Below are 19,622 nucleotides of genomic sequence, written 5' to 3' on the forward strand. Positions count from 1 at the left end.
ATCCGCGCCAACGCGTCACTGTGATCACCATACTTGGTGAAGTAGGCCTCGGCGACATCGGCGAACAACCGCGCGAACCCGGCAGGCGCGCACTCGCCGGCATGCTCATAGTCGGCACCCAGCAAAGCCCCACCGACAACCTCGGCCGACGCGTGGGTCATCTTCTCCGCCCCGACCACCAGCACCCGGCGCGCCTGCCCGGACCGAATCGCCCGCACCCCGCACAGCAACGCCGCCGACCCGCTCGCACACGCGTTCTCCACCCGGGTCGCCGGGGTGAACAGCAGATCGTCATCGGCCTCCAGCACCAGCGAGGAAGGAAACGCCAACGGCTGCAACCCCGCGTTATAGGTACCGAGAACAATCTCGTCGATCTCCCGCGGGCGCAGACCCGCCGACGCGATCGCCTCCCGCGCGGCGGCAACGATCAGCGACTCCAGAGTCTCCTCGGGCAGACGGCCAAACGGGGTATGACCCCAGCCCACGATCTCCACGTCGTCCACGTCGGATCCCTTCAGTGCGTGCCCGCGGCCAGGGCGGTGAGCCTGGTCAGCACGATTTCCGGGGAGGCCTCGGTGGGGATCTCACCGAACCGGAACCCACGCTTGGCGGCGGCGTCGAGCAGCCGGGCGGCCTCGCTCGTGTCGCTCCACACCTCCGCTGGCAGTCCCCCGCCGTAGCGCCGATCATCGGGCAGGACGCCGGCTGGCAGGTGCGGCAGGAGCAGCAGGTCACCGGGCAGCTTGGGGTCGAGCTGGTCGGGGTCGGTCACGCCGTTCAGTCGGACCGCGGTGATCCAGCCGTAGTGCCCGGCCGCGGCCAGCAGACTGGACCAGGCGTCGGTCTCGTCCTCATCCGGCCCGCCCGCCGTGTCACAGGTGATCTGCAGCCCCCGGACCGGCCGGTCCGCCACCGAGCGGATCACCTCCAGCAGGCCGGTCGCGACGTCGTCGAGCGCGTCGAAGTCGATCCCCGCACCGGACGCGAGCAGCCTGCGCGGTGACGGGCAGTCCAGCACCAGGTCGACACGATCGCCGAACTGGTGCAGCAGCGCGTCGAGAGTGTCGGCCAGCACGCGGCGCGGCGCCGGCAGCTCCAACGCCGCACAGACGGCAGCGGCCTCGCTATCGCCGACGAGGTGGCGGGAGAACGGACCTGAAACGTTGACACCGTACACATCGGACCGCAGTAACCGGTGTGCCTGTGCACTCGCCGCGACCAGCGTGGCCGGGTCGTCATACCAGCGCTCGGGGGCGCCGGCGAAGACCCTCCACACGTACCGGTCGCAGTCCAGCCAGGTCAGGGTGTCGCGCCTGGCGTGGATCCAGTCGTCCACAGCGTTCATCGTTCTCCCGCCGTCCTCATCAGTCCCGCAGCATCAGGCCCGCGCCGTCAGCCCTGCACCGTCAGTCCTGCAGCTCCGCCAGCTTGGCCTCCAGCTGCGCGATCCGCACGTCCTTCGGGTCGGGCATCATCACCGGCACGATCGCGTCCGCGGGGCAGGTGTCCTGCGGAGTGCCGCGGAACAGCACCCGCGGGTCGCCCCAGGAGCCGAAGAACGGCACGTCGGCCGGAGGCGTCTCGGTCTCCCATTCCTTGACGAACTCCGCATACGGCTTGCCCCGCCGCAGCCGAGCCGCCCGCTCGGCCTCCCGGGCCGCCGTGGTGCCCTCGGCGTCCAGCACGGCGGTGTCGGGGTTGAGCACCACGTGGTAGATGTCGCGGACGGTGTCCATGGACACCAGGCCGTCGCGGTAGTCGGAAGCCACCAGCTCGGGATCGCGTTCGAGCACGTCCCCGTAGCCACCGCCGGTGCCCTGGGTGAGCATGTACAGCTCGCCGCGCTCGGCGAGCTCGAACTGCATGCCCATGTGATGCGTCGAGTAGGTCGCGTCCGGGAACGGACGCTCGTTCATCAGTTCCTCGACGGTGTAGCGCAGCAGTTCGCGCTGGTTGTCCATCACCTTGAAGATGTCGACATTCTTGATCTTGCACAGCGGGTAGGTGCCGGGGCCGTAGCCGCCGAAGATGCCGTGCGAGCTGGGGAACTTCGAGCCGATGCTGCACGCCATGAAGCCCCACATGGCGCTGTCCTTGACGGTGGCGATCTGCTGGTAGCCCTGGCCGCCGCGGAACTTGCCGAAGCCCTGGTTGTCCCGCATTACCCTGTTCGGCACGATCTTGAGAATCGGGACTTCTTCCTCGATGAGTTCCTGCTCCCCGATGTCGGCCATGGGCGCGAAGATCGGGGCGACCGCGTGCTCGCCGTCCCGGTTGGACCGCGCGGCCCCGCCCATGCCGTTGAGGTCGGCGCACACGTTGCCCACCAGCTCGCCGTGCTGGGTGACACCACCGTAGATGAACGTGACGATCATGTTGAACCAGCCGGCGATGACGTCCGTAGAGCGTTCACCCGCGCTGTAGAGGAGCTTCGGCGTCGCCAGCTGGGCCGCGGTGAAGGAGGGGAAGAACGTCATCATGCTCTGCGCGTTCGGCGCCTCCGGCGAACAGTTCAGCGCCGACCGCGGGTCGGTGAGAACAGTCATCGGCTCGAACACCGCCTGGTTTCGCGGCAGGTCCGGCCACACGAAGGTCAGGAACTCCTGGGCCAGCATGCCCTTCATCGACGAGAGGATCGTGTTGTTGGCCCGGTTCAGGAATTCCGGCGACGAGCCCCGGAAATCCAGGATCAGCTCGTCGTCCTTCTTGGTCATCGCCAGTCTGATCTTGACCAGGCAGTTCTCCCGCAGCGTCCCGTCCGCGAAGACGTTCTGCCGCACGGTGCCCTCCGGCCACGACCTCAGCCGGCGGCGGACCTCGTCGGCGGTGTCGGTCAGGGTGCGCCGCAACGTGGCGACGACCGCGTCGACACCGTACTCGGCGATGGTGTCGTGGATCCGGTCCCTTGTCCGCATCGCCGCGTACAGCTTGGCCTTCATGCCCTCCAGCTGCAGCTTCGGCTCGCGCACCGAGTTCTGCAGGAAGGTCATGAGGTCACGGCGGAACGTGTAGTTCTCACCGACCTTGATCGGCGAAATCTTCAATCCCTCGTCGAACGGGGACTCCGCCGCCGAGGGCATACCGCCGGGTTCGGTGGCGCCGTTCTCCCCCTCGTGGCAGACCGCGCCGGCGAAGCAGATCAGCTGCCCCTCGTGGAAGACCGGGATGAGGATGCTCTGGTCGGTGTTGTGGACGTTGCCGTAGCGGGCGTCGTTGTGCATGAAGACATCGCCCTCACGGACCCCGACCGTCGGCTCATCCACCCAGTACTTGACAATGAACTTGACCGGGTGCTGCGTGAGCACCGAGAACAGCAGCACACCACCCATGCTGGACAGGGCGAGGTCACCCGAGGCCGTCCACACCCCGGAGATCAGGTCGCCCCACTTCGCGCCGGGCGCCGCGCCCATCTGCTCGACCATGTCGAAGGACTCGTTACACGCGGTCTGCAGCTTGTGCCGCACCAGGTTGATCTGCTCGGGATCGGTGAACCGCGCGAGCGCCTCCGTTTCGCGGGGCGACTCCGGGGCGAGATGGTGGCTTTGCATGATCTCGGGGTCGGGCCCGAGGAACAGGACGTTTTCTTCGAGGAACTTCTCGACGACTGACTTGCCGTCAGCGTGGTCGGGCTGGCTCATGAATCTACACCTTCTGCTAAGACGTGCCTGGCGGGCGAGGGCGAGCGGCTTCCCAGGCCCGACACAGGCCACGCGAAACGGACGAGGGGGTTGATGACGCCGACCCTGCTGATTCCCATCAGCCTGACGGCGTGTTCGGCTCAGTACAAGAACTTTCCATCAATACGCGCTAGCCGGCCAGCTACGACCATCGGATCGCAGCATGTTATCCGGAGATGACCGGCTTGCCGAGCGGCAGACCCTTCCCGCCGGTCTCGGCGGACATGACGGCGAGGTAGAGGTAGGCCGCTACCGCGGTGAAGCCGAACACCAGGTAGCCGCCGGCGTGGGTGAGGGCGGTGCTGGTGTTGATGGTGCCGAGCAGTAGCAGCAGCAGCGCGCCGTCCGCGAACCCGAGCAGCAGGGTGAAACTGCTGGGCAGGCGCAGGGTGGCCACGGTGACCAGGACGAGGGTGACCAGCCAGCTGATCAGCCACAGCTCGGTGGTTCTGGTGATCTGGGTGGCGGGGATGTTGTACCAGTTGTGGCCGAGGCCGAGGCCAAACGCGGCGTAGCTGCCGTAGAACCCGAAGAACACCGCGAACAGGCTGGCCAGGGGGTTCTGCCCGAGCGCCGCCGCCCAGATCGCGGCGACCAGGAGACCGACGGCGGCGGAGGTCAGGATGATCGGCAGTGCCGCGCCGGCCGCGGCGGGCGGAAGCCAGCCGGTGTCGACCAGCCCGAGGCCGAAAGCCCCGGCGATGACGGTGGGGAGGCCGAACACGGCCGGGTTGCCGCGCAGCGGGCTGAGGGGCGGCGGAGCGGGTAACGAGACGGGTAAGGCCTCGCTCTCGTTCAGTAATGGCTGTGGGGGACTGGAAACGGTGGCGCTGCCGGTGCTGGTGGTCATCGGGATGAAACCTCCTGAACGGGCAGCCCGCCTACCGGGCGGCCTGCCGGGCATGCTGCGGGTACGGGCGGCGGCGGGCCGGGCGGGCCGCGGCGGAACCGCCGGGCAGCGCCCAGCCCTCCTGGTTTTACTGGTTATGCGAAACGGATGAGGGGTTTGATGACGCCGTCCTCCTTGGTTTCCATCATGCTGAAGGCACGTTCGATCTCGTCGAACCCGAACTCATGGGTCGTCATCGGCGTAGGATCCACCCGGCCGGAACGCATGAGGGTGAAGATTCGCTCGAGCCGATCGCTTCCGCCTGGGCAGAGCGACGTCAGGATCTTCTTGTCCGACATACCCAGGCCGAACGGTTCCAACGGGATCTGCAGCGGTGCCGGGTTCTCACCGTGATACCCGATATTCGATATCCGGCCACCGGGTTTGGTCACCCGGATGCAGTCCTCGAAGGTCTGCGGATGACCGAGCGCCTCGATCGCGCCGTCCACGCCGACGCCGCCGGTGAGATCGAGGATCTGGTTCACCACATCACCAGCGGCGGGGTCGACGACCACGTCCGCGCCGAATCGACGTGCCAGCTCCTGCCGTTCGGGCCGTCCTTCCACGGCGATGATCAGTCCGGCGCCGAGCAGCCGGCAGCCGATGGTGGCGGATAACCCTACCGGCCCCTGAGCGAAGATCGCGACGGACTCACCGAGCCGCAGCTGCGCGTTCTCCGCGCCACCGAACCCGGTGGAGAGCATGTCGGTCGCGTAGACGGCTTTCTCGTCGGGCAGGTCGGCCGGAATGCGAGCGAGGTTGGCGGCCGCATTGTTGACGAGAAAGTACTCCGCCATGTTGCCATCGCGCTGCGTGGTGAATTTGTACCCACCGAGCATTCCCTGGCACTGGGTACTGAAACCCCGCTGGCAGGGGCCGCAGTGAAAGCACGGCGTAAGCGCCCCGACCGCTACCCGCTCACCGGCCTCGAATCCAGTGACCGCGGCGCCCAGGTCGTGGACGACACCGACCGCCTCGTGCCCGAGAGCGCGGCCTTCGGGAACGGGAATGGCGCCCCGGACGGTGTGCACATCGGAGGTGCAGATAAGCGCCGATGTTGTCCGTACGATCGCGTCAGTTGGCCCTGGCTTCGGTATGGGCTTCTCGATGACGCCGGCCTTGCCGATGCCGAGAAACGCCAGTGCCTGCATGGTGGCTGGCATGGTTACCAACCTCGCTTCCCACGTCTCGCTCAGATGGTCCGAACGAGCACCGCGGAGCCGGTACGGCCGATGGTCAGCTGCCATCCGGGTTCGGCGAGGTAGGTCGTGCTCGGGGTTTCGATCAGGGCGGGGCCCTCGATGACGTGGCCTTCTTCGAGGTCGGCGAAGTCGTAGACGGCAGTCTTGACCGCGCCGTCGATGCCCGGGTAGTGGCATTCCCGCCACCGGGCGGGGTTCGACGCGGGGCGCGGCTCGGCCTGGGTGGGCTGCAGGTCGAACTTGTCGCGTTCGACGTAGCTGACCACGCGGATGACGTTGATGCGCACACCGGCCTCGGGCGCCTGGCTGCCTTCGCCGTACCGCTTGGCGTAGATGCTGCTGAACAGGTCCAGCAGCTCGATCACGTCGCGGTGTGAGGTGAGCCGCTCGAACGGCGACACCACCCCGATCTGGGCGAGCTGGTTGCCGTAGCGCATGTCCAGCTCCACCCGCGAGCGGATGTTGGCGGGGTCGGCGCCCTGGCGGAGGAGGTCGTCGCGGCCCTTCGCGGCAAGTTCCGTCACCGTGTCGTTGAAGACCTGGAAGTCGTCCAACATCCTGCGGGTGGTGGCGTCGTAGACCATCAGGTACAGCGAGTACTCATGAATGTGCAGCTGGTTCATATTGCCGGCGCCCAGCGCGGAGAACACCGAGCTGAACGGCGGGATCAGCACATTCTGGATGCCCAGCGTGTTGGCGTATCCGCAGGCGTGCAGCGGACCACCGCCGCCGTAGCTAAGCGCGACGAAGTTCTTCGGGTTATAGCCCTTGACCGCGACCTCCTTGAAGATCGCGTTGGCCATGTTGCTGTCCACCTTGCGCTTGATCGCCTTCGCCGCCTCGATCAGGCTCAGTCCGGTGGGCTTGCAGATGTGCTCCTCGATGGCCCGCTGCGCCCGGCGCAGGCTGAGCTTGATCGTGCCACCGGCGTAGTTGTCCGCGTCGAGGTAGCCCAGCACCAGGTTCGCGTCCGTGGTGGTCGGGAACCGCCCGCCCCGGCCGTAGCAGGCCGGGCCCGGGTCGGAACCGGCGCTTTCCGGGCCGACCTCGATGGCCTCCCACAGGCGGTCGTAGCGGGCGATGGAGCCACCGCCGGCGCCGAGGGTGTGCAGGTAGGTCATCGGGGTGGAGACGAGCCAGCGGTCGATGACCGGGTTGAAGTCGTAGAACTTCACCCCGTCGGAGGTGACCAGGCCGATGTCGAAGCTGGTGCCGCCCATGTCGGTGGCGATGATGTTGGGCTGGTGGTAGGTCTTCGACAGGTAGTTGGTGGCCTCCAGCCCGGCGACCGGCCCGGAGTGGATGGTCTGCAGCGAGGAGGTCGAGTTCAGCTGGGCCATGCCGCTGGTGTTGTGCACCAGCAGCATCGGCTTGGTGTAGCCGTTGCGGCGCAGCTCGATCTCCAGCGACGCCAGCCCGTGGTACATCTGGCTGTGCAGGTAGGCGTCGATGACCGCCGACATGGTCCGGGCGTACTCACCCTTGCGGCCGGTCACCCGGTGCGACAGCACGATCGGGATCGCCCCCAGCATGTGCGTGGGGTACTCGTCGAGGATGATCCGCTCGACTTCCTTCTCGTGGGCCGGGTTGATCACCGCGTTGACCAGCGCGACCACGAACGCCTGCGCGCCCTCGTCCACCAGCTTGCGCACCTGGCGGCGCACGTCGTCCTCGTCGATGGACAGCACCGCCGTGCCGCCGTAGTCGACGCGTTCCTGCACGCCGGCGATCCGGGTCACCGGCACCAGCGACACCGGCCGGTCCGCGGCGGGCAGGTCGGACTGCTGGGCCTCGGTCAGCCCGTCGCCGTAGCCACGGGCCCGCATCAACGGCACGGTCGATTCGAAACCGGCGGTGGTGAGGATGCCGACCGCCGGACCGCTGCGTTCGATGAGCGCGTTCGTCCCGAGGGTCGTGGCGTAACGCACCGCGTCGACGGTCGAGAGCACCGTCTGCACATCCAGGTCCGCCTGGGCACTGGCCTTTGCCAGGGCATCCATGAAGCCGGAGGCGAGGTTGTGGTGCGTGGTCAGCGACTTCGCCTCGATGTAGGTGTCGTCGTAAACAAGAAAGCAGTCGGTGAACGTGCCACCGATGTCAACACTTACCTGCCGCATGTCCCTAGCCCTCCACAGCGCTGAGGTGGCGACGCTTCAACGCGTCGATATCGAGTTCGAGGTCGTGCGTCAGCGGATGACCAGGCGGCAGGTACTCGTTCTCCACCTGCGTCCCGCAACCCGGGCAGTAGAACTCGACGATCCGGCACCAGGCCGGGTCGGGGGCGTAGGTGAACTCGTAGCTCTCGTCCAGGATCGGCCGGTGAATCTCCCGCGGGTCACGGTTGTGGACCAGCAGCCCGGTCTTGTAGTTCTCGCGGGCGTTCGCGATGTCATGCCCGCACACCCGGCAGGTCCATCGCTCGGTCGCCAGATTAATCGCGAGATACTCGGTGATGTTCACGGTGGACTGCTGCTCGCTCACTGCTGGGCCTCCAGGATCAGGTCAGAGTTGCTGCTCACCCGGAACCCCCACCCGGGCTCGATCAGACAGGTCAGATAGTCACCCGCGACCAGCGCCGGCCCCGCGGCTCCCTGCCCCGGCTCCAGATTCTCCGGACGGTAGACCGCAATCTCCTGCTCGTTACCGTCAGCGAAATGGATACGACGCGATCCGTCCGCGGCCGCCGGCTGCACCGTGCCGTGTTCGTCGGCCACCAGCTCGAAGGTCGGCAGCGGATACCAGGCCCGCACCACCAGCTGATCGGCCTGCCCGGGAGACGACCCGTCGGTCCACGTCTCGTCCCGCAACACGCCGTCGACGATGAATCGGCCGCGGGTCTCGACAGTGCATTCGTCGATGGACACGCCTTCACCGAACATGTCACGCCGCGCGCGGGTCAACAGATCGTCGCGGGCCGCCTTCACCTCGACGTCGACGCCCGGCATCGGCACGCTGTACTCGTGCGCCAACCCGCTGAAACCGATACCGAACGCGCTGAACACCGCCGACAGATGCGGCACGATCACCCGTGCGATCCCCGCCGCCCGCGCGATCCCCGAGGCAAGCACCGGACCGGCGCCACCGAAGGCCAGCAGCGTGGCCTCACCCGGCTCACGACCCGCCGCGGAGATCATCTCCTTGACCGCGGCCCCCGCCTGCTCCTCGAACACCCGCAACACCGCGAGCGCCGCGGCCTGCGCCGACAACGACAGGGGCTCCCCGACATGGGTCAGCAACGCCCGCTCCGCCCGGGCCGGGTCCAACTTCAGATCCCCACCCAGATAGTTGTCCGGGTCCAACACCCCGGCAAGCAGCAGGGCATCGGTCACCGTCGCATCGGTGCCACCACGGCCGAAAGACGCCGGGCCGGGCGCGGCACCCACACTGCGCGGACCGATCTGAATCTGACCGTTGACGACCTGGACCACCGAACTGCCACCCAGCCCGATACTGCTCAGGTCCGGAATCGGCAGCGAGGTCTGCGCCGAATCGACCCGGCCGTGCGCGTGCACCGTCAGGGCCTTGTCCACCACGACCGACACGTCGGTCGTGGTGCCACCCACGTCCACCCCGACCAGCACGTCCGCGCCGTAGAGCGAGGCGTAGGCGACGCTGCCCTCCAGCCCACCCCGCGGCCCGGAACCCCACGTCTTCAACGCCGTGGTCTTGGCCACCCGGGCCGAGTCCCCGTCATTCCGGAAGATCAGCAGCGGGCGAGGCAGCCCGTTCTCCCGGCACGCCTTCTCCGCGCCGTAGAGGAAGTGCTCCATCCCCGGGTGCAGGTAGGAGTTCAGCACCGCGGTCAGCACCCGCCGCGCGTCGTCGACGTCGTGCACAAGCTCATGCGACAGGGTGAACGGAACCGCGCCCAGCAGATGCCGCGGGTACCGCTCCAACAACAGATTCTTGATCGCCCGCTCCGCCGCCGCACTCCGCAGCGCGATCACGATCCGCGAGGTACTCGTCGCCAACAGTTCGTTGATTGCCGTCGTGAACTCCGCCAAGCCCACCGACCCGTCGGCGCCCACCGTGATCCCGACCGGAGAATGCGGCACCAGCGCCTGCCACAGCGAGGCGTCGACCAGGTTCGCAATGCCGTAGACGTCCTCCTCCGCACCGCTGTCGACCAGCAGGGCGACCGGTGCGCCCTTCCGCTCGACCACGGCGTTCGTACCCGACGTCGTCGAATAGCGCAGGTACTCCGTCTCGCGCAACAGACGAGCGGTGTCCTCCTCGCCATACAGCCGGTCGGACGCTGTCCGCAGCCCGTCGACGAAACACTGCGTTAAATCGTGCGGGGTCGTCGGCGTCTTCGCATGCACGATGCGCTCACCGTCCGTCACGCACACATCGGTGAACGTGCCACCGTTGTCGATATTGACCAGGATTCCCATCGGCCCTCCGCTGCATCGTTGCGTGAAGTGGGTCACAACTTTGCAGCCAGCGAAGGGTGGTTGCACCACTCCTAGGGGTGGCTGGGAGATAGAAATCGGGTGGTTAAACGCAATGCTGTTGGCCCAGAGCCACGCCCAACCTCGCCAGTAGTCCTATCTAGTAGTTTCACGAATACCATAGGTTACGTCCAAGGGCTATTCTCCTGGTTGATCGGTTCGCGCCCGAGGGCGGGACGCGAGGCCGGCCGGCCCCGCTCACCGGGATGGCCGTGCCGGCCGGGCCTCCCCACGCCCCGCGATTCAGGTGGTGTCGAAGCAGCCGTCGAACTCGAACACCGGGTTGATCACATAGGTGCCCGTGGTGGCCTTGATGGTTAGCGGACCGACAAGCTTAGATGGGCCGCCGGCCTGGTAACAGCCGTTGGAGCGGACCTGGAGCTCGAACTTGCCGTTCTGGGGCTTTCCGGCGCTGTCGGTCCAGCGGAGCTGGCAGATCCAGTCGCTGCCGGCGCCCCGGTCCGGTACCTGGGGGCCGCCTTTGTCGCAACTGGCCTTGGCGGCGACGGCGGCCGGGGTAAGGCCGGGGTGACCGAGCAGGGCCTGCTGGTGGGTGTAGAGGTTGGCGAAGACGGGACCGAGAGAGTTTTCGACGCGGGGCCGGGTGACGTCGGTGGCACAACCGGCCAGGGCGACGGCCAGGGCGACGGCCAGGGCGACGGCCAGGGCGACGGCCAGGGCGACGGCCAGGGCGACGGCCAGGGCGGTCGCGGCGCTGACGGCGGACGTCGCCCGGGTCAGTCGGACGAGGGCAGGTCGGACGAGGGCAGGTCGTCGCATCGGGGTCAGCCTCCGGTGATGTCGCGCCGACGCAGCGCCGTGTAGGCGACCGCCAGGCAGATCGCGATGTAGCCGACGCTGACCAGCGCACCCTGACCCAGGGGCCCGTAGTACGGGTGCGCCGCCAGCAGGCCGTGCCAGGCGTCGAACGGGGTGACCAGCAGCAGGTGGCGGATCGCGTCGGCGCCGTTGAGGAACGAGTAGAGCTGCATGAGCAGCCCGAGGATGATCGGGCCGACGATCCCGGCGGGGCTGCTGCGGGTGAGTACCGACAGCATGATCCCGAGGGCGGTGAAGCCGAGTAGCGGCAGCAGCGCGGTCGCCCACGCGGCCAGCACCAGCCCGGCGGTCCGGCCGGGCGGCAGCAGGGTGCCCGAGAGGCTTTCCAGCGGCTGGTGACCGACGAGCAGGACGCCGGCGGCCAGGCAGCTGGCCGCCAGAACGGCGAGGACAAGGACCGCGAACGTCGCCGCGGCCAACGTCTTGGCCCAGAAGATCTGGGTGCGGCTGTGCGAGCGGGTCAGGATCGTCTTCCAGGTGCCGTGCTGGTCCTCGCTGGCGAAGATGTCCCCGGCCACCAGGCTGGTCAGCAGCGGGAACACCCATTGGGCGGCGAAGCCGAGGATGAGCAGCGGGGTCGCGAAGCCGCTGGCGTGCACCCACCGGCCGTACAGGGTGTCCTTCGGGACACGGTCCTGGCGGTCGAGCAGCACGACGAACACGCACGGGGCGAGCAGGCAGACGGCGAGCGTCGCGCGGGTGCGGGCCTGGGCGGCAAGCTTGGTGACCTCCCACCGGTAGGCGCTCGTCACCCGGCCGCGGCCGGCCGGACGTGCCCCGACCGTCGCCGGGGGCGTGGTGGTCGTCGCGGAGGCTGTGCTTGTCGTGGTCACCGGGTCGCTCCGAGGCGGGCGTGCTGCTGGGTTGGCAGGTCGGCGGCGGTCCGGTCGGGTTCGGTGAACATGAAGAACAGCGACTCCAGTGGCGCGATCTCCAGTCCGAGGGTCCGTACGGCCACACCGTCCCGGCCGAGAGCGATGATGTAGGCGTCCGCGGCCGCGGGCTGGGCGGTCAGCGCCAGCCCGCCGTCCGGGTGAGTCGACACGGCTACGCCGGGATGGTCGGCGGCCAGCTCCAGCGCCCGGTCGTCGTCGCTGGTCGCCAGCCGGTGGGACGGGTCCGGCGCCTGGGCCCGCAGCTGGCCGATCGAGCCGTGGTAGACCACCCGGCCGGTGCGCATGATCGTGACGTTGTCGCAGATCTCCTCGACCTCGTTCATGTTGTGGCTGCTGAGCAGCACGGTCAGCCCACCCGCGGCGAGCCGTTTGACCAGGGCCCGCATGTCGCGGATACCGGCCGGGTCCAGGCCGTTGGCCGGCTCGTCCAGCACCAGCAGCCGCGGGTCGCGTAGCAGCGAGGCGGCCACCCCGAGCCGTTGACGCATCCCGAACGAGTAGCCGCCGACCTTGTCCCCGGCCCGGTCGGCAAGATCCACCAGGTCGAGGACCCTGTCGATCCGGCTGTCGGCGTCACCGCCGTCGAGTCCGGCCAGCAGCTCCAGGTTCCTCCGGCCGGACAGATATGGATAGAAACGGGGGCTCTCGATGAACCCCGCGACCCCGTCCAATGTCGCCGGGCCGGCCTGGGCCCAACTGCGACCGAACAGCCGCAACACCCCGGCGTCCGGGCGGATCAACCCGAACAGCATCCGCAGGAACGTCGTCTTCCCGGCACCGTTCGGGCCGAGGATGCCGTAGACCTCCCCGACGTCCACCCGCAGATCAACATGATCCACCGCAGTGAGACCGCCGAAGCGTTTCACCAGGCCGGTGGCCTCCACCGCCGGTACGCCAGCCGCCATACGTCCCTCCCTCAAGATATCTACTACTCGATGAATAGTAGACGCGCGGGTGCGCGGCAGGCGGCAAGGGCCGGGCCGGGTGGAGACCGATCCAGTGCCACCGAGAGGCCCGCTACGCGGATGGTCGGCAGCGGGCCAGGGCAGGCCTGTACCACTCGACCGTTCGTACTATCAACGCGATAGTAGTGAGTGGTCGCAAGCGACAGCCGCGAGCGACAGCCGCGAGCGACAGCCGCGAGGAGGGCAACGGATGGCGAAGCGGCGGGAGCCGGGAGCGCTCGAACGAGAGGTGCTCGCCGCGATCGCGGCGGCCGGCCGGCCGCTCACCCCGACCGAGACGCTCGCCGAACTCGGCGAGCCGCTGGCCTACACCACCGTGATGACCACGCTGGCCCGGCTGCACGACAAGGGCGCACTCACCCGGCAGCCCGCCGGCCGCTCCTACGCCTACACGCTGGCCGCCGAACCGGAAACCCTCGACGCCGCACTCACCGCCCGCCAGATGACCCGCCTGCTCGGCGCTGGCGCCAACCGGGCTGAAGCCCTGGCCCGCTTCGTCGCGGATCTGCGTCCCGAAGACGAACAACTCCTCGCCGACATCCTCGCCAGCCACCACCCGCGGTCAGAGACGGACGGCGGGCAGGGGCTATGACGGCCGTCGCGCTGATCCCGTTGGCCACGAACCTGCTGCTGGCCGTCAGCGGCGGCTGGCTCGGCCGGCGGTTGCCGCCCGCCGCCGCCACCCGGCTGCTGACCCTGGCCTGTCTGGTCACCGCGTTGGCCACCGGATTCGTCCTGGCCGTCGCCGCCTTCACCCTGCTCGCCCAGCTGCCCCTGCTCACCGCGGTCGGGCACTGGTCGGCCACCATGATCCGCGGCCACGACCCGCTACCCGCCGCGGCCGGGCTGGTGCCGGCCGCCGTCGTCGTCGGGCTGCTCGCCGCCGCCGCCCGGCGCGCCGCCGCCCTCGGCCAGGACCTCGCCGCCGCGGAACTCACCTGCCGGCGGCTCGGACCGTCGCCTACCGGCCTCGTCATCGTCGAGGACGACCACCCCGACGCCTACACGCTGCCCGGACTGACCGGCCGGATCGTGGTGTCCACCGCCATGCTGCGCGCGCTGCCCGCCGACGAACGCCGCGTGCTACTCGCCCATGAACGCTCCCACCTGCATCACCGCCACCACGCCTACACCCAGCTCGCCGACCTCGCCGCCGCCGCCAACCCGCTGCTGCGGACACCCGCCGCCGCCGTGCGCCTCGCCGTCGAACGCTGGGCCGACGAAGACGCCGCCGCTGTCACCGAAGATCGCGCTGTGGTCGCCCGGGCCTTGGCCCGCGCCGGCCTCGCCCGCACCGGCATGCCGACCACTCCGACCTCGGCACTCGGCGCCGTGCACACCGACCTCACCCACCGGGCGCGGGCGCTGCTGGACCCGCCTCCCAAACCACGCCCCGCCCTGGCCGTTGCCCTCGCCGCGCTCGTCCTGGCCACGGCCGCCGCCGCCGCCGACACCGCCCACACCACCGAGCACCGCTTTGAACACGCGCAGGCAGCCTATGCGCACCGATCCTGACCGGACGAAAAGCCGACGAGGTCACCCGTGCGTGTCGGGGTCGCGACCCGGCGCGTCGATGCCGGGCGCTCCCCACAGGGGAAACCAACGGGACAGGTCCGGTTCGATCGGGAGCTCACCCGCCAGCATCTCCCGTACCTCCAGCTCGGCCGGATTGTCCCGACGCTGGTCACCGGCCGGCACGAACGGGTACCAGGTGCCGCGTTTGTAGAGGTAGATCAGCCCCATCGGCCTGCTGCCGTCGGTGAACCCGACGACGGTGCACAGCAGTGCCGGGCCGAAGCCGGCGTCGCGCACCGTGGCATTCGCCGCGTGCAGGTCGGTGACCAGGCCAGCGAGGTCCTGCTCGCCGGTCCGTCGCAGCAGCCAGCTGTACCCGAAGCTGTCCGTGCGCCGCTCGTACCGGCCGCCGTCCATGCTCAGCAGCCGGTCGATCTCCTGCGCTACCCCGGTGAACGCGCCGCCTGACGCGGGTTTGACACAGACCGCTCCGACCCCGGTCGGTCGCCATGAGCTGGCGGCCTGCAGGATGACGGCGGCGGCTGGGAGCGTGAACAGCCGGTCGAGGTCCGGCGGGACGGGCCGGGTCCGGCCGAGAAGCACGTCGAGGATCCGCATGATCCGGCCTGCTTTCTACCCGGGTCACCGAACTACCCGGGTCACCGAACTACCCGGGTCACCGAACTGGGCGGGCTCACCGAACTGGGCGGGCTCACCGAACTGGGCGGCCAGCCGGGCAAGCTGGGCCAGGCGGGCATCCAGCGGCGGATGGGTCGAGAACAACGAGGACAGGCTGACGCCGTTCGCCAGCGCGGGAGCGAAGAAGAAGGCGTTGAACGGTTCGGCGGCCCGCAGGTCGCGGGTCGGGATCCGGGAGATCTCGCCGGTGACCTTGGTGAGCGCGGCGGCGAGCGCGGCCGGCTGGCCGGTGAGGATCGCCCCGGACCGGTCGGCGGCGAGCTCCCGGTACCGCGACAGCGCCCTGGTCAGCAGGAACGACAGCGCGTAGACGGCGGCGGAGACGACCACAACGACGAGCACGACGAGGGCGCCGCTGTCCTCGTCATCGTCACCGCCGTCACCGCCGTCACCGCCGTCACCGCCGTCGGACCGGCCGAAGCCGCCGGCCATCCCGGAGTAGAGACCGAATCGGGTGACCAGACCGGCGAGCACCCCGAGAAACGACGCGACGGTCATGACGGCCACGTCCCGGTGCGCGACGTGGGACAGCTCGTGGGACAGCACCCCCTCCAGCTCGTCGACCTCCAGCCTGCGCAGCAGCCCGGTCGTCACGCAGACGACGGCGCGTTTCGGGGTCCGGCCGGTGGCGAACGCGTTCGGCAGGTCGGTGTCCGCGACCGCCACCACGGGCTTCGGTAGGTCGGACAGCGCGCAGAGCCGATCCACGACGCCGTGCAGCCGCGGCTCCTGCGCCGGGCTGACGATGCGCCCACCGGTCGCGTACAGCGCGATGCGGTCCGAGAACCAGTACTGGGCGGCGAGCAGCCCGCCGGCGATCGCGACGACCAGGACCGGTGACACTCCGACGGCGATCAGGACGGCGATGAAGGCGACGTAGACCAACCCGAGCAGGAAGACGGTCAGCACCATCCGGGCCGACAGTCCCCGGTCCAGGGCGAACCGCCGCGGCACACGCGTCATCACCATCGTCACCTCACCATCGTCACCTCGTCGGTCGGGGCTCGGCCGCCAGAAATCAGGAGCCGGGAATCAGGCCTTCGTCGCCGAGCAGTCCGCGGACCTCCGCCAGCCCGGTGTCGGCGCGCGGCAGCACCAGCTCCGATGGCTCCAGCTGGTCCGCCGGCACCGCGCGGCCGCGGGTCCGGACCCGTTCGAGCAGCCTCGTCAAGGCTTCCTGGAATGCCGGCTCGTCACCGGCCTCGACGGCCGTCAGCAGCACGTCATCCAGCTCGTTGAGGGCCTCCAGGTCGGTTGCGGGCAGGTCGAACTGGCCCTCACCCAGAATGCGCACGATCACGGCCGCTCCTCCGGTCGAGCGGCGTCGGCCGGCGGGCGGCCGCCAATCGCCCGCGCGGGCATGGCGCTTTTGATCTCGGCCAGATCCTGATCGATGTCGGCGGTCGCGGACAGCCGGTCCAGCTCGGCCTGGATGTCGCCGCGCGGGCCACCGGCCGCCGTCTCCAAGGCGCCGGAGGCGAGTAGTTCGTCGATCGCGCCGGCCCTGGCCTGCATCTGCTCGGTCCTGTCCTCGGCCCGCTGGATTGCCAGGCCGACGTCGCCCATCTCCTCGGAGACCCCCGCCAGCGCCTCGCCGATCTTCGTCTGCGCCTCCGCCGCGGTGTACGTCGCCTTCACGGTCTCCTTCCTGGTCCGGAACGCCTCGAGCTGGGCCGCCAGCCGCCGCGCCGCCAGCGTCAACCGGTCCTCCTCCGCTCGCAGCGACGCATGCTGCTCCCGCAGATCCTCCAACTGCGCGGCCACCCCGGCCCGGCGACCGAGGGCCTCCCTGGCCAGGTCGTCGCGGCCCGCGGCGACCGCTTGGCGGGCCTGTCCGGACAGCCGCTCGGCGGCCGCCCGTAGCTGTTCGACCTGGAGCTCCAGCCGCTTCCGGCTGGTAGCGACGTCCGCGACCCCGCGGCGGACCTGCGCCAGCAGCTCGAGCTGCCGAGCGTAGGAATAGTCGAGAACCTCACGCGGATCCTCGGCGCGGTCCAACATCCTGCTGGCCTTGGCCCGGAACACCAACGCCAGCCGCCTGCTCAGGCTCATCGACGCCTTCCCTCCCCCGATCCCGTCGGTCCCTCTCCGATCTCGCCGGTCAGCCGACGGTCAGCCAGCCCTGGTGAGATCCGTCGGGCCGGGCCGTTCACGCAACACGTCCAGGCGGCGGTGGTACTCCGCCTCATCGATCTCACCGCGGGCGTAACGCTCGGCGAGGATCCGCTCGGCCGACCGCTCGCCGGGCCGTTCGGTACCGGGCCGTTCGGTACCGGGCCGTTCCACTCCGGGCGGTTCGGCCGACGTACCCGGCCCGCCGCCGCGGCCCGCGCGCAGGAGAGCAACCAGTACCCCGATCACCAGCCCCCAGAAGACGACCATGCTGAACGACATCAGCAGCCAGCCGCCCCAGCCCCAGGTGTGCCCATCCCAGATCATCATCGTGATCTCCTTCGATCTCGATACCCTCGGCGGTTCGATATCATTGGCGGCCTGCCGCTCCTCGACCTTCGTTCCGAGGGGCGATGGAACGAGGGCCGTTCGTCCCGGACCTGGCCGACGACCGGCCTGTGCTGGGGGAATGCCCCTGGCGCCGCCGTCCACACGACCGGCGATGGTCTGACCCGTCCCGGGCGAACTGGGCCGCGGGGCACAGGCCGCGGGCAGAGGCGTACCGCGAGCGCCCCGGGTCCGGCGGCCACGATGGCCACATCGAGGGCGGCGAGCGCCGGGCGGATGCGTTCCTCGTACGTCGTGGCCGGGTTGTGCAACGGCAGATCCGGTGCCACCACCCGATGTCCCCGCGCCCGCAGTTGCGCTCCGAGGGGCTCCCAGCACGTGGCGTCGTGCCAGGCTCCGTGCAGCAGACAGAACAGAGCCACGACCCGTGGCTATCCAGCCGGTGGCTCGCGCGCGGGTCCCACGGTCCGCCTCACAACCCACGGTCGCCGCCTTTCTCGCGGCGTGCCGCACGCTTCCGGCAAACTACCGGACACGATGAGTCTGACCACGATCATTCCCCTTCTCACGACGGACCGGCTCGTCCTGCGGCCCATCCACAACGACGACGTCGCCGGCTACACCGAGATCTGGTCCGATCCCGAGTTCACCCGCTACTTCCACCGGCCGACCGACCCGGACGGCGTCTGGCATGCCCTGGCCGGCTGCATGGGCTGCTGGGTGCTGACCGGCGTAGGTCCGTGGTCGGTTGTCGAGAAGGCGAGCGGGCAGCTCGTCGGCCAGGCGGGGCTGTGGACCGAACCCGGCTGGCCGGGCATCGAGGCCGTCTGGTTCCTGCGCCGGGACCGCTGGGGGCGCGGCTATGCCACCGAGGCCGCCACCGCGGCACTGACCTGGGTGTTCGCCCAGCGCCCCGACCTCACCGAGGTCGTCTCGGTCATCGTCCCAGCCAACGCCGCGTCTGTCCGGGTCGCCGAACGCCTCGGCATGGCATACGTCCGCAGCGAGTTCCTCCACGACGAGGCCCATGCCGTCTACGCGGTCAGCCGGGCCGGCTGGGTCACCCCAACCACTCGACAGCAAGCTTACGGATAATCCGCGACGGACCTAGTCGTTAGGCTGCGGGCATGACCGCCATGGCACCCTCCCGCGCCGGACCAGACTTGTCGTTCCTGCTGGACCACGCCAGTCATGCCCTGCGGACCCGGATGGCGGCCGCGCTCGCCGAGATCGGTCTCACCGCACGCATGCACTGCGTGCTGGTGCATGCCCTGGAGGAGGAGCGCACCCAGATCCAGCTCGCCGAGATCGGCGACATGGACAAGACAACGATGGTGGTCACCGTGGACGCCTTGGAGAAGGCCGGCCTCGCCGAACGTCGGCCCTCCGCCAGGGACCGGCGGGCTCGGATCATCGCGGTCACCGAGGCGGGCGCGCGGATCGCCGCGCGGAGCCAGGAGATCGTCGATCGGGTCCATGAGGAGGCGTTGGCGGCGCTTCCCACCAAGGAGCGGGAGGTCTTCCTGCGGGCGATGAACCGCTTGATCGAGGGGCATCTGGCCGGACCAGCGAAGAGCCCTCAGCCGGTCCGGCGGGCCCGCCAGCGGGCTCAGTAGCCACGAGAGCCACGCCTTCCACCGCCGCCGCATCTTCCAGCTGATGATCGTTCAGGACGGCAGCGTCGTGACCGTGGCGACGCCGGCCATTCAGAGCGACCTGGGTTTCTCACGAGGGCAACTGCTCGGCAAGCGGCAAGGACGGCGACGAGAACAAGGGCAGCCGGGTCCCCAAGTAAACGCTTCCAGCTAGAGTTTTCCCCGATTGGGACGTAGCCACCGCGGCCGTCCACGCGGGCGCTGTAGTCGACGCCGTGGCCGGGAACCGGCTGATTCACACCGACCTTCATGCCCACTAGTTCATGATCAGAGAGGACCGTGTCTGGGTGGTCGACTGGGGCTGGCCGGCGCAGGGTGCCGGCTGGGTAGACGCCGCGTTCATGGTGATCCGTCTCATTGGCGCCGGACATAC

The 19,622-nt window shown here is 69.2% G+C and carries 20 protein-coding genes; 4 read left to right on the top strand and 16 right to left on the bottom strand.

Features of this window, described 5'->3' with window-relative positions:
• The 11 genes from BMG523DRAFT_RS18945 to BMG523DRAFT_RS18995 form a co-directional block, all read right to left on the bottom strand.
• The coding region (locus BMG523DRAFT_RS18945) for a beta-ketoacyl synthase N-terminal-like domain-containing protein (protein WP_304437767.1) at window positions 1-503 on the bottom strand (503 nt) is incomplete at its 3' end.
• An 11-nt stretch (window positions 504-514) separates the two neighbouring features.
• Entirely contained in the window at window positions 515-1,345 is an 831-nt protein-coding gene (locus tag BMG523DRAFT_RS18950; protein ID WP_011436657.1) for a hypothetical protein, read from the bottom strand.
• Between the two features lie 61 nt (window positions 1,346-1,406).
• A complete protein-coding gene (locus tag BMG523DRAFT_RS18955; RefSeq protein WP_011436656.1) occupies window positions 1,407-3,638 on the bottom strand; it encodes a hydantoinase B/oxoprolinase family protein in 2,232 nt (743 codons plus the stop codon).
• A gap of 205 nt (window positions 3,639-3,843) precedes the next feature.
• Window positions 3,844-4,527, bottom strand: a complete 684-nt coding sequence (locus BMG523DRAFT_RS18960) for a GPR1/FUN34/YaaH family transporter (protein WP_043591815.1) — start codon at window positions 4,525-4,527, stop codon at window positions 3,844-3,846.
• Between the two features lie 134 nt (window positions 4,528-4,661).
• The gene (locus BMG523DRAFT_RS18965) at window positions 4,662-5,729 is read right to left on the bottom strand and encodes an NAD(P)-dependent alcohol dehydrogenase (protein WP_011436654.1); all 1,068 of its coding nucleotides are present in this window, start codon (window positions 5,727-5,729) and stop codon (window positions 4,662-4,664) included.
• Between the two features lie 29 nt (window positions 5,730-5,758).
• Window positions 5,759-7,885 carry a hydantoinase/oxoprolinase family protein gene (locus tag BMG523DRAFT_RS18970; protein WP_011436653.1) on the bottom strand — a complete coding sequence of 709 codons (2,127 nt, stop codon included), beginning with the start codon at window positions 7,883-7,885 and terminating at the stop codon, window positions 5,759-5,761.
• Window positions 7,886-7,889: 4 nt separating this feature from the next.
• The gene (locus BMG523DRAFT_RS18975; protein ID WP_035734323.1) at window positions 7,890-8,228 is read right to left on the bottom strand and encodes an acetone carboxylase subunit gamma; all 339 of its coding nucleotides are present in this window, start codon (window positions 8,226-8,228) and stop codon (window positions 7,890-7,892) included.
• A 17-nt stretch (window positions 8,229-8,245) separates the two neighbouring features.
• Complete coding sequence (locus BMG523DRAFT_RS18980; RefSeq protein WP_011436651.1) at window positions 8,246-10,162, bottom strand: hydantoinase/oxoprolinase family protein; 1,917 nt, start codon at window positions 10,160-10,162, stop codon at window positions 8,246-8,248.
• Window positions 10,163-10,462: 300 nt separating this feature from the next.
• Complete coding sequence (locus BMG523DRAFT_RS18985) at window positions 10,463-10,999, bottom strand: hypothetical protein (protein WP_043591817.1); 537 nt, start codon at window positions 10,997-10,999, stop codon at window positions 10,463-10,465.
• A 5-nt stretch (window positions 11,000-11,004) separates the two neighbouring features.
• The gene (locus tag BMG523DRAFT_RS18990) at window positions 11,005-11,892 is read right to left on the bottom strand and encodes an ABC transporter permease (RefSeq protein WP_011436649.1); all 888 of its coding nucleotides are present in this window, start codon (window positions 11,890-11,892) and stop codon (window positions 11,005-11,007) included.
• Entirely contained in the window at window positions 11,889-12,860 is a 972-nt protein-coding gene (locus BMG523DRAFT_RS18995; RefSeq protein ID WP_011436648.1) for an ABC transporter ATP-binding protein, read from the bottom strand. Before BMG523DRAFT_RS18995 ends, BMG523DRAFT_RS18990 begins: the two co-directional genes overlap by 4 nt.
• 250 nt (window positions 12,861-13,110) lie before the next feature.
• Here BMG523DRAFT_RS18995 and BMG523DRAFT_RS19000 point away from each other — a divergent pair, with 250 nt between their 5' ends.
• A complete protein-coding gene (locus BMG523DRAFT_RS19000) occupies window positions 13,111-13,512 on the top strand; it encodes a BlaI/MecI/CopY family transcriptional regulator (protein WP_011436647.1) in 402 nt (133 codons plus the stop codon).
• Window positions 13,509-14,435, top strand: a complete 927-nt coding sequence (locus BMG523DRAFT_RS19005; RefSeq protein ID WP_011436646.1) for a M56 family metallopeptidase — start codon at window positions 13,509-13,511, stop codon at window positions 14,433-14,435. Before BMG523DRAFT_RS19000 ends, BMG523DRAFT_RS19005 begins: the two co-directional genes overlap by 4 nt.
• Before the next feature lie 21 nt (window positions 14,436-14,456).
• Here BMG523DRAFT_RS19005 and BMG523DRAFT_RS19010 read toward each other — a convergent pair whose 3' ends face one another.
• Genes BMG523DRAFT_RS19010 through BMG523DRAFT_RS19030 form a run of 5 tightly spaced genes read right to left on the bottom strand, consistent with a single transcriptional unit; the run spans window position 14,457 to window position 17,576 of the window.
• The gene (locus BMG523DRAFT_RS19010; protein ID WP_011436645.1) at window positions 14,457-15,053 is read right to left on the bottom strand and encodes a hypothetical protein; all 597 of its coding nucleotides are present in this window, start codon (window positions 15,051-15,053) and stop codon (window positions 14,457-14,459) included.
• Window positions 15,054-15,077: 24 nt separating this feature from the next.
• Window positions 15,078-16,097 (bottom strand): zinc metalloprotease HtpX, encoded by a 1,020-nt coding sequence (gene htpX, locus BMG523DRAFT_RS19015; RefSeq protein WP_051623951.1) that lies wholly within the window; start codon window positions 16,095-16,097, stop codon window positions 15,078-15,080.
• Window positions 16,098-16,152: 55 nt separating this feature from the next.
• Window positions 16,153-16,434, bottom strand: coding sequence for a hypothetical protein (locus BMG523DRAFT_RS19020; protein WP_011436643.1), 282 nt, complete (start codon window positions 16,432-16,434; stop codon window positions 16,153-16,155).
• Window positions 16,431-17,186, bottom strand: coding sequence for a PspA/IM30 family protein (locus tag BMG523DRAFT_RS19025; RefSeq protein ID WP_011436642.1), 756 nt, complete (start codon window positions 17,184-17,186; stop codon window positions 16,431-16,433). Before BMG523DRAFT_RS19025 ends, BMG523DRAFT_RS19020 begins: the two co-directional genes overlap by 4 nt.
• A 60-nt stretch (window positions 17,187-17,246) precedes the next feature.
• The gene (locus BMG523DRAFT_RS19030) at window positions 17,247-17,576 is read right to left on the bottom strand and encodes an SHOCT domain-containing protein (protein WP_200923128.1); all 330 of its coding nucleotides are present in this window, start codon (window positions 17,574-17,576) and stop codon (window positions 17,247-17,249) included.
• Window positions 17,577-18,131: 555 nt separating this feature from the next.
• Here BMG523DRAFT_RS19030 and BMG523DRAFT_RS19035 point away from each other — a divergent pair.
• Together BMG523DRAFT_RS19035 and BMG523DRAFT_RS19040 are read left to right on the top strand one after the other, a co-directional pair.
• The gene (locus tag BMG523DRAFT_RS19035; protein WP_011436640.1) at window positions 18,132-18,689 is read left to right on the top strand and encodes a GNAT family N-acetyltransferase; all 558 of its coding nucleotides are present in this window, start codon (window positions 18,132-18,134) and stop codon (window positions 18,687-18,689) included.
• A gap of 32 nt (window positions 18,690-18,721) precedes the next feature.
• On the top strand, window positions 18,722-19,210 hold the full coding sequence (locus BMG523DRAFT_RS19040) for a MarR family winged helix-turn-helix transcriptional regulator (RefSeq protein ID WP_011436639.1): 489 nt from the start codon (window positions 18,722-18,724) through the stop codon (window positions 19,208-19,210).
• The last annotated feature ends 412 nt before the right edge of the window (window positions 19,211-19,622 follow it).

This window comes from Frankia sp. BMG5.23 (genome assembly GCF_000685765.2).
Classification (GTDB): Bacteria; Actinomycetota; Actinomycetes; order Frankiales; family Frankiaceae; genus Frankia; species Frankia casuarinae.

Excerpts from the sequence above, each read along its gene's own strand:
- BMG523DRAFT_RS19010 (WP_011436645.1), bottom strand. The coding sequence starts at position 15,053 with ATGCGGATCCTCGACGTGCTTCTCGGCCGGACCCGGCCCGTCCCGCCG.
- BMG523DRAFT_RS19030 (WP_200923128.1), bottom strand. The coding sequence starts at position 17,576 with ATGATGATCTGGGATGGGCACACCTGGGGCTGGGGCGGCTGGCTGCTG.
- BMG523DRAFT_RS18965 (WP_011436654.1), bottom strand. The coding sequence starts at position 5,729 with ATGCCAGCCACCATGCAGGCACTGGCGTTTCTCGGCATCGGCAAGGCC.
- BMG523DRAFT_RS18960 (WP_043591815.1), bottom strand. The coding sequence starts at position 4,527 with ATGACCACCAGCACCGGCAGCGCCACCGTTTCCAGTCCCCCACAGCCA.
- BMG523DRAFT_RS19040 (WP_011436639.1), top strand. The coding sequence starts at position 18,722 with ATGACCGCCATGGCACCCTCCCGCGCCGGACCAGACTTGTCGTTCCTG.
- BMG523DRAFT_RS18950 (WP_011436657.1), bottom strand. The coding sequence starts at position 1,345 with ATGAACGCTGTGGACGACTGGATCCACGCCAGGCGCGACACCCTGACC.
- BMG523DRAFT_RS18970 (WP_011436653.1), bottom strand. The coding sequence starts at position 7,885 with ATGCGGCAGGTAAGTGTTGACATCGGTGGCACGTTCACCGACTGCTTT.
- BMG523DRAFT_RS18995 (WP_011436648.1), bottom strand. The coding sequence starts at position 12,860 with ATGGCGGCTGGCGTACCGGCGGTGGAGGCCACCGGCCTGGTGAAACGC.
- BMG523DRAFT_RS18955 (WP_011436656.1), bottom strand. The coding sequence starts at position 3,638 with ATGAGCCAGCCCGACCACGCTGACGGCAAGTCAGTCGTCGAGAAGTTC.
- BMG523DRAFT_RS19035 (WP_011436640.1), top strand. The coding sequence starts at position 18,132 with ATGAGTCTGACCACGATCATTCCCCTTCTCACGACGGACCGGCTCGTC.
- BMG523DRAFT_RS19000 (WP_011436647.1), top strand. The coding sequence starts at position 13,111 with ATGGCGAAGCGGCGGGAGCCGGGAGCGCTCGAACGAGAGGTGCTCGCC.
- BMG523DRAFT_RS18985 (WP_043591817.1), bottom strand. The coding sequence starts at position 10,999 with ATGCGACGACCTGCCCTCGTCCGACCTGCCCTCGTCCGACTGACCCGG.
- BMG523DRAFT_RS19005 (WP_011436646.1), top strand. The coding sequence starts at position 13,509 with ATGACGGCCGTCGCGCTGATCCCGTTGGCCACGAACCTGCTGCTGGCC.
- BMG523DRAFT_RS18980 (WP_011436651.1), bottom strand. The coding sequence starts at position 10,162 with ATGGGAATCCTGGTCAATATCGACAACGGTGGCACGTTCACCGATGTG.
- htpX (WP_051623951.1), bottom strand. The coding sequence starts at position 16,097 with ATGACGCGTGTGCCGCGGCGGTTCGCCCTGGACCGGGGACTGTCGGCC.
- BMG523DRAFT_RS19025 (WP_011436642.1), bottom strand. The coding sequence starts at position 17,186 with ATGAGCCTGAGCAGGCGGCTGGCGTTGGTGTTCCGGGCCAAGGCCAGC.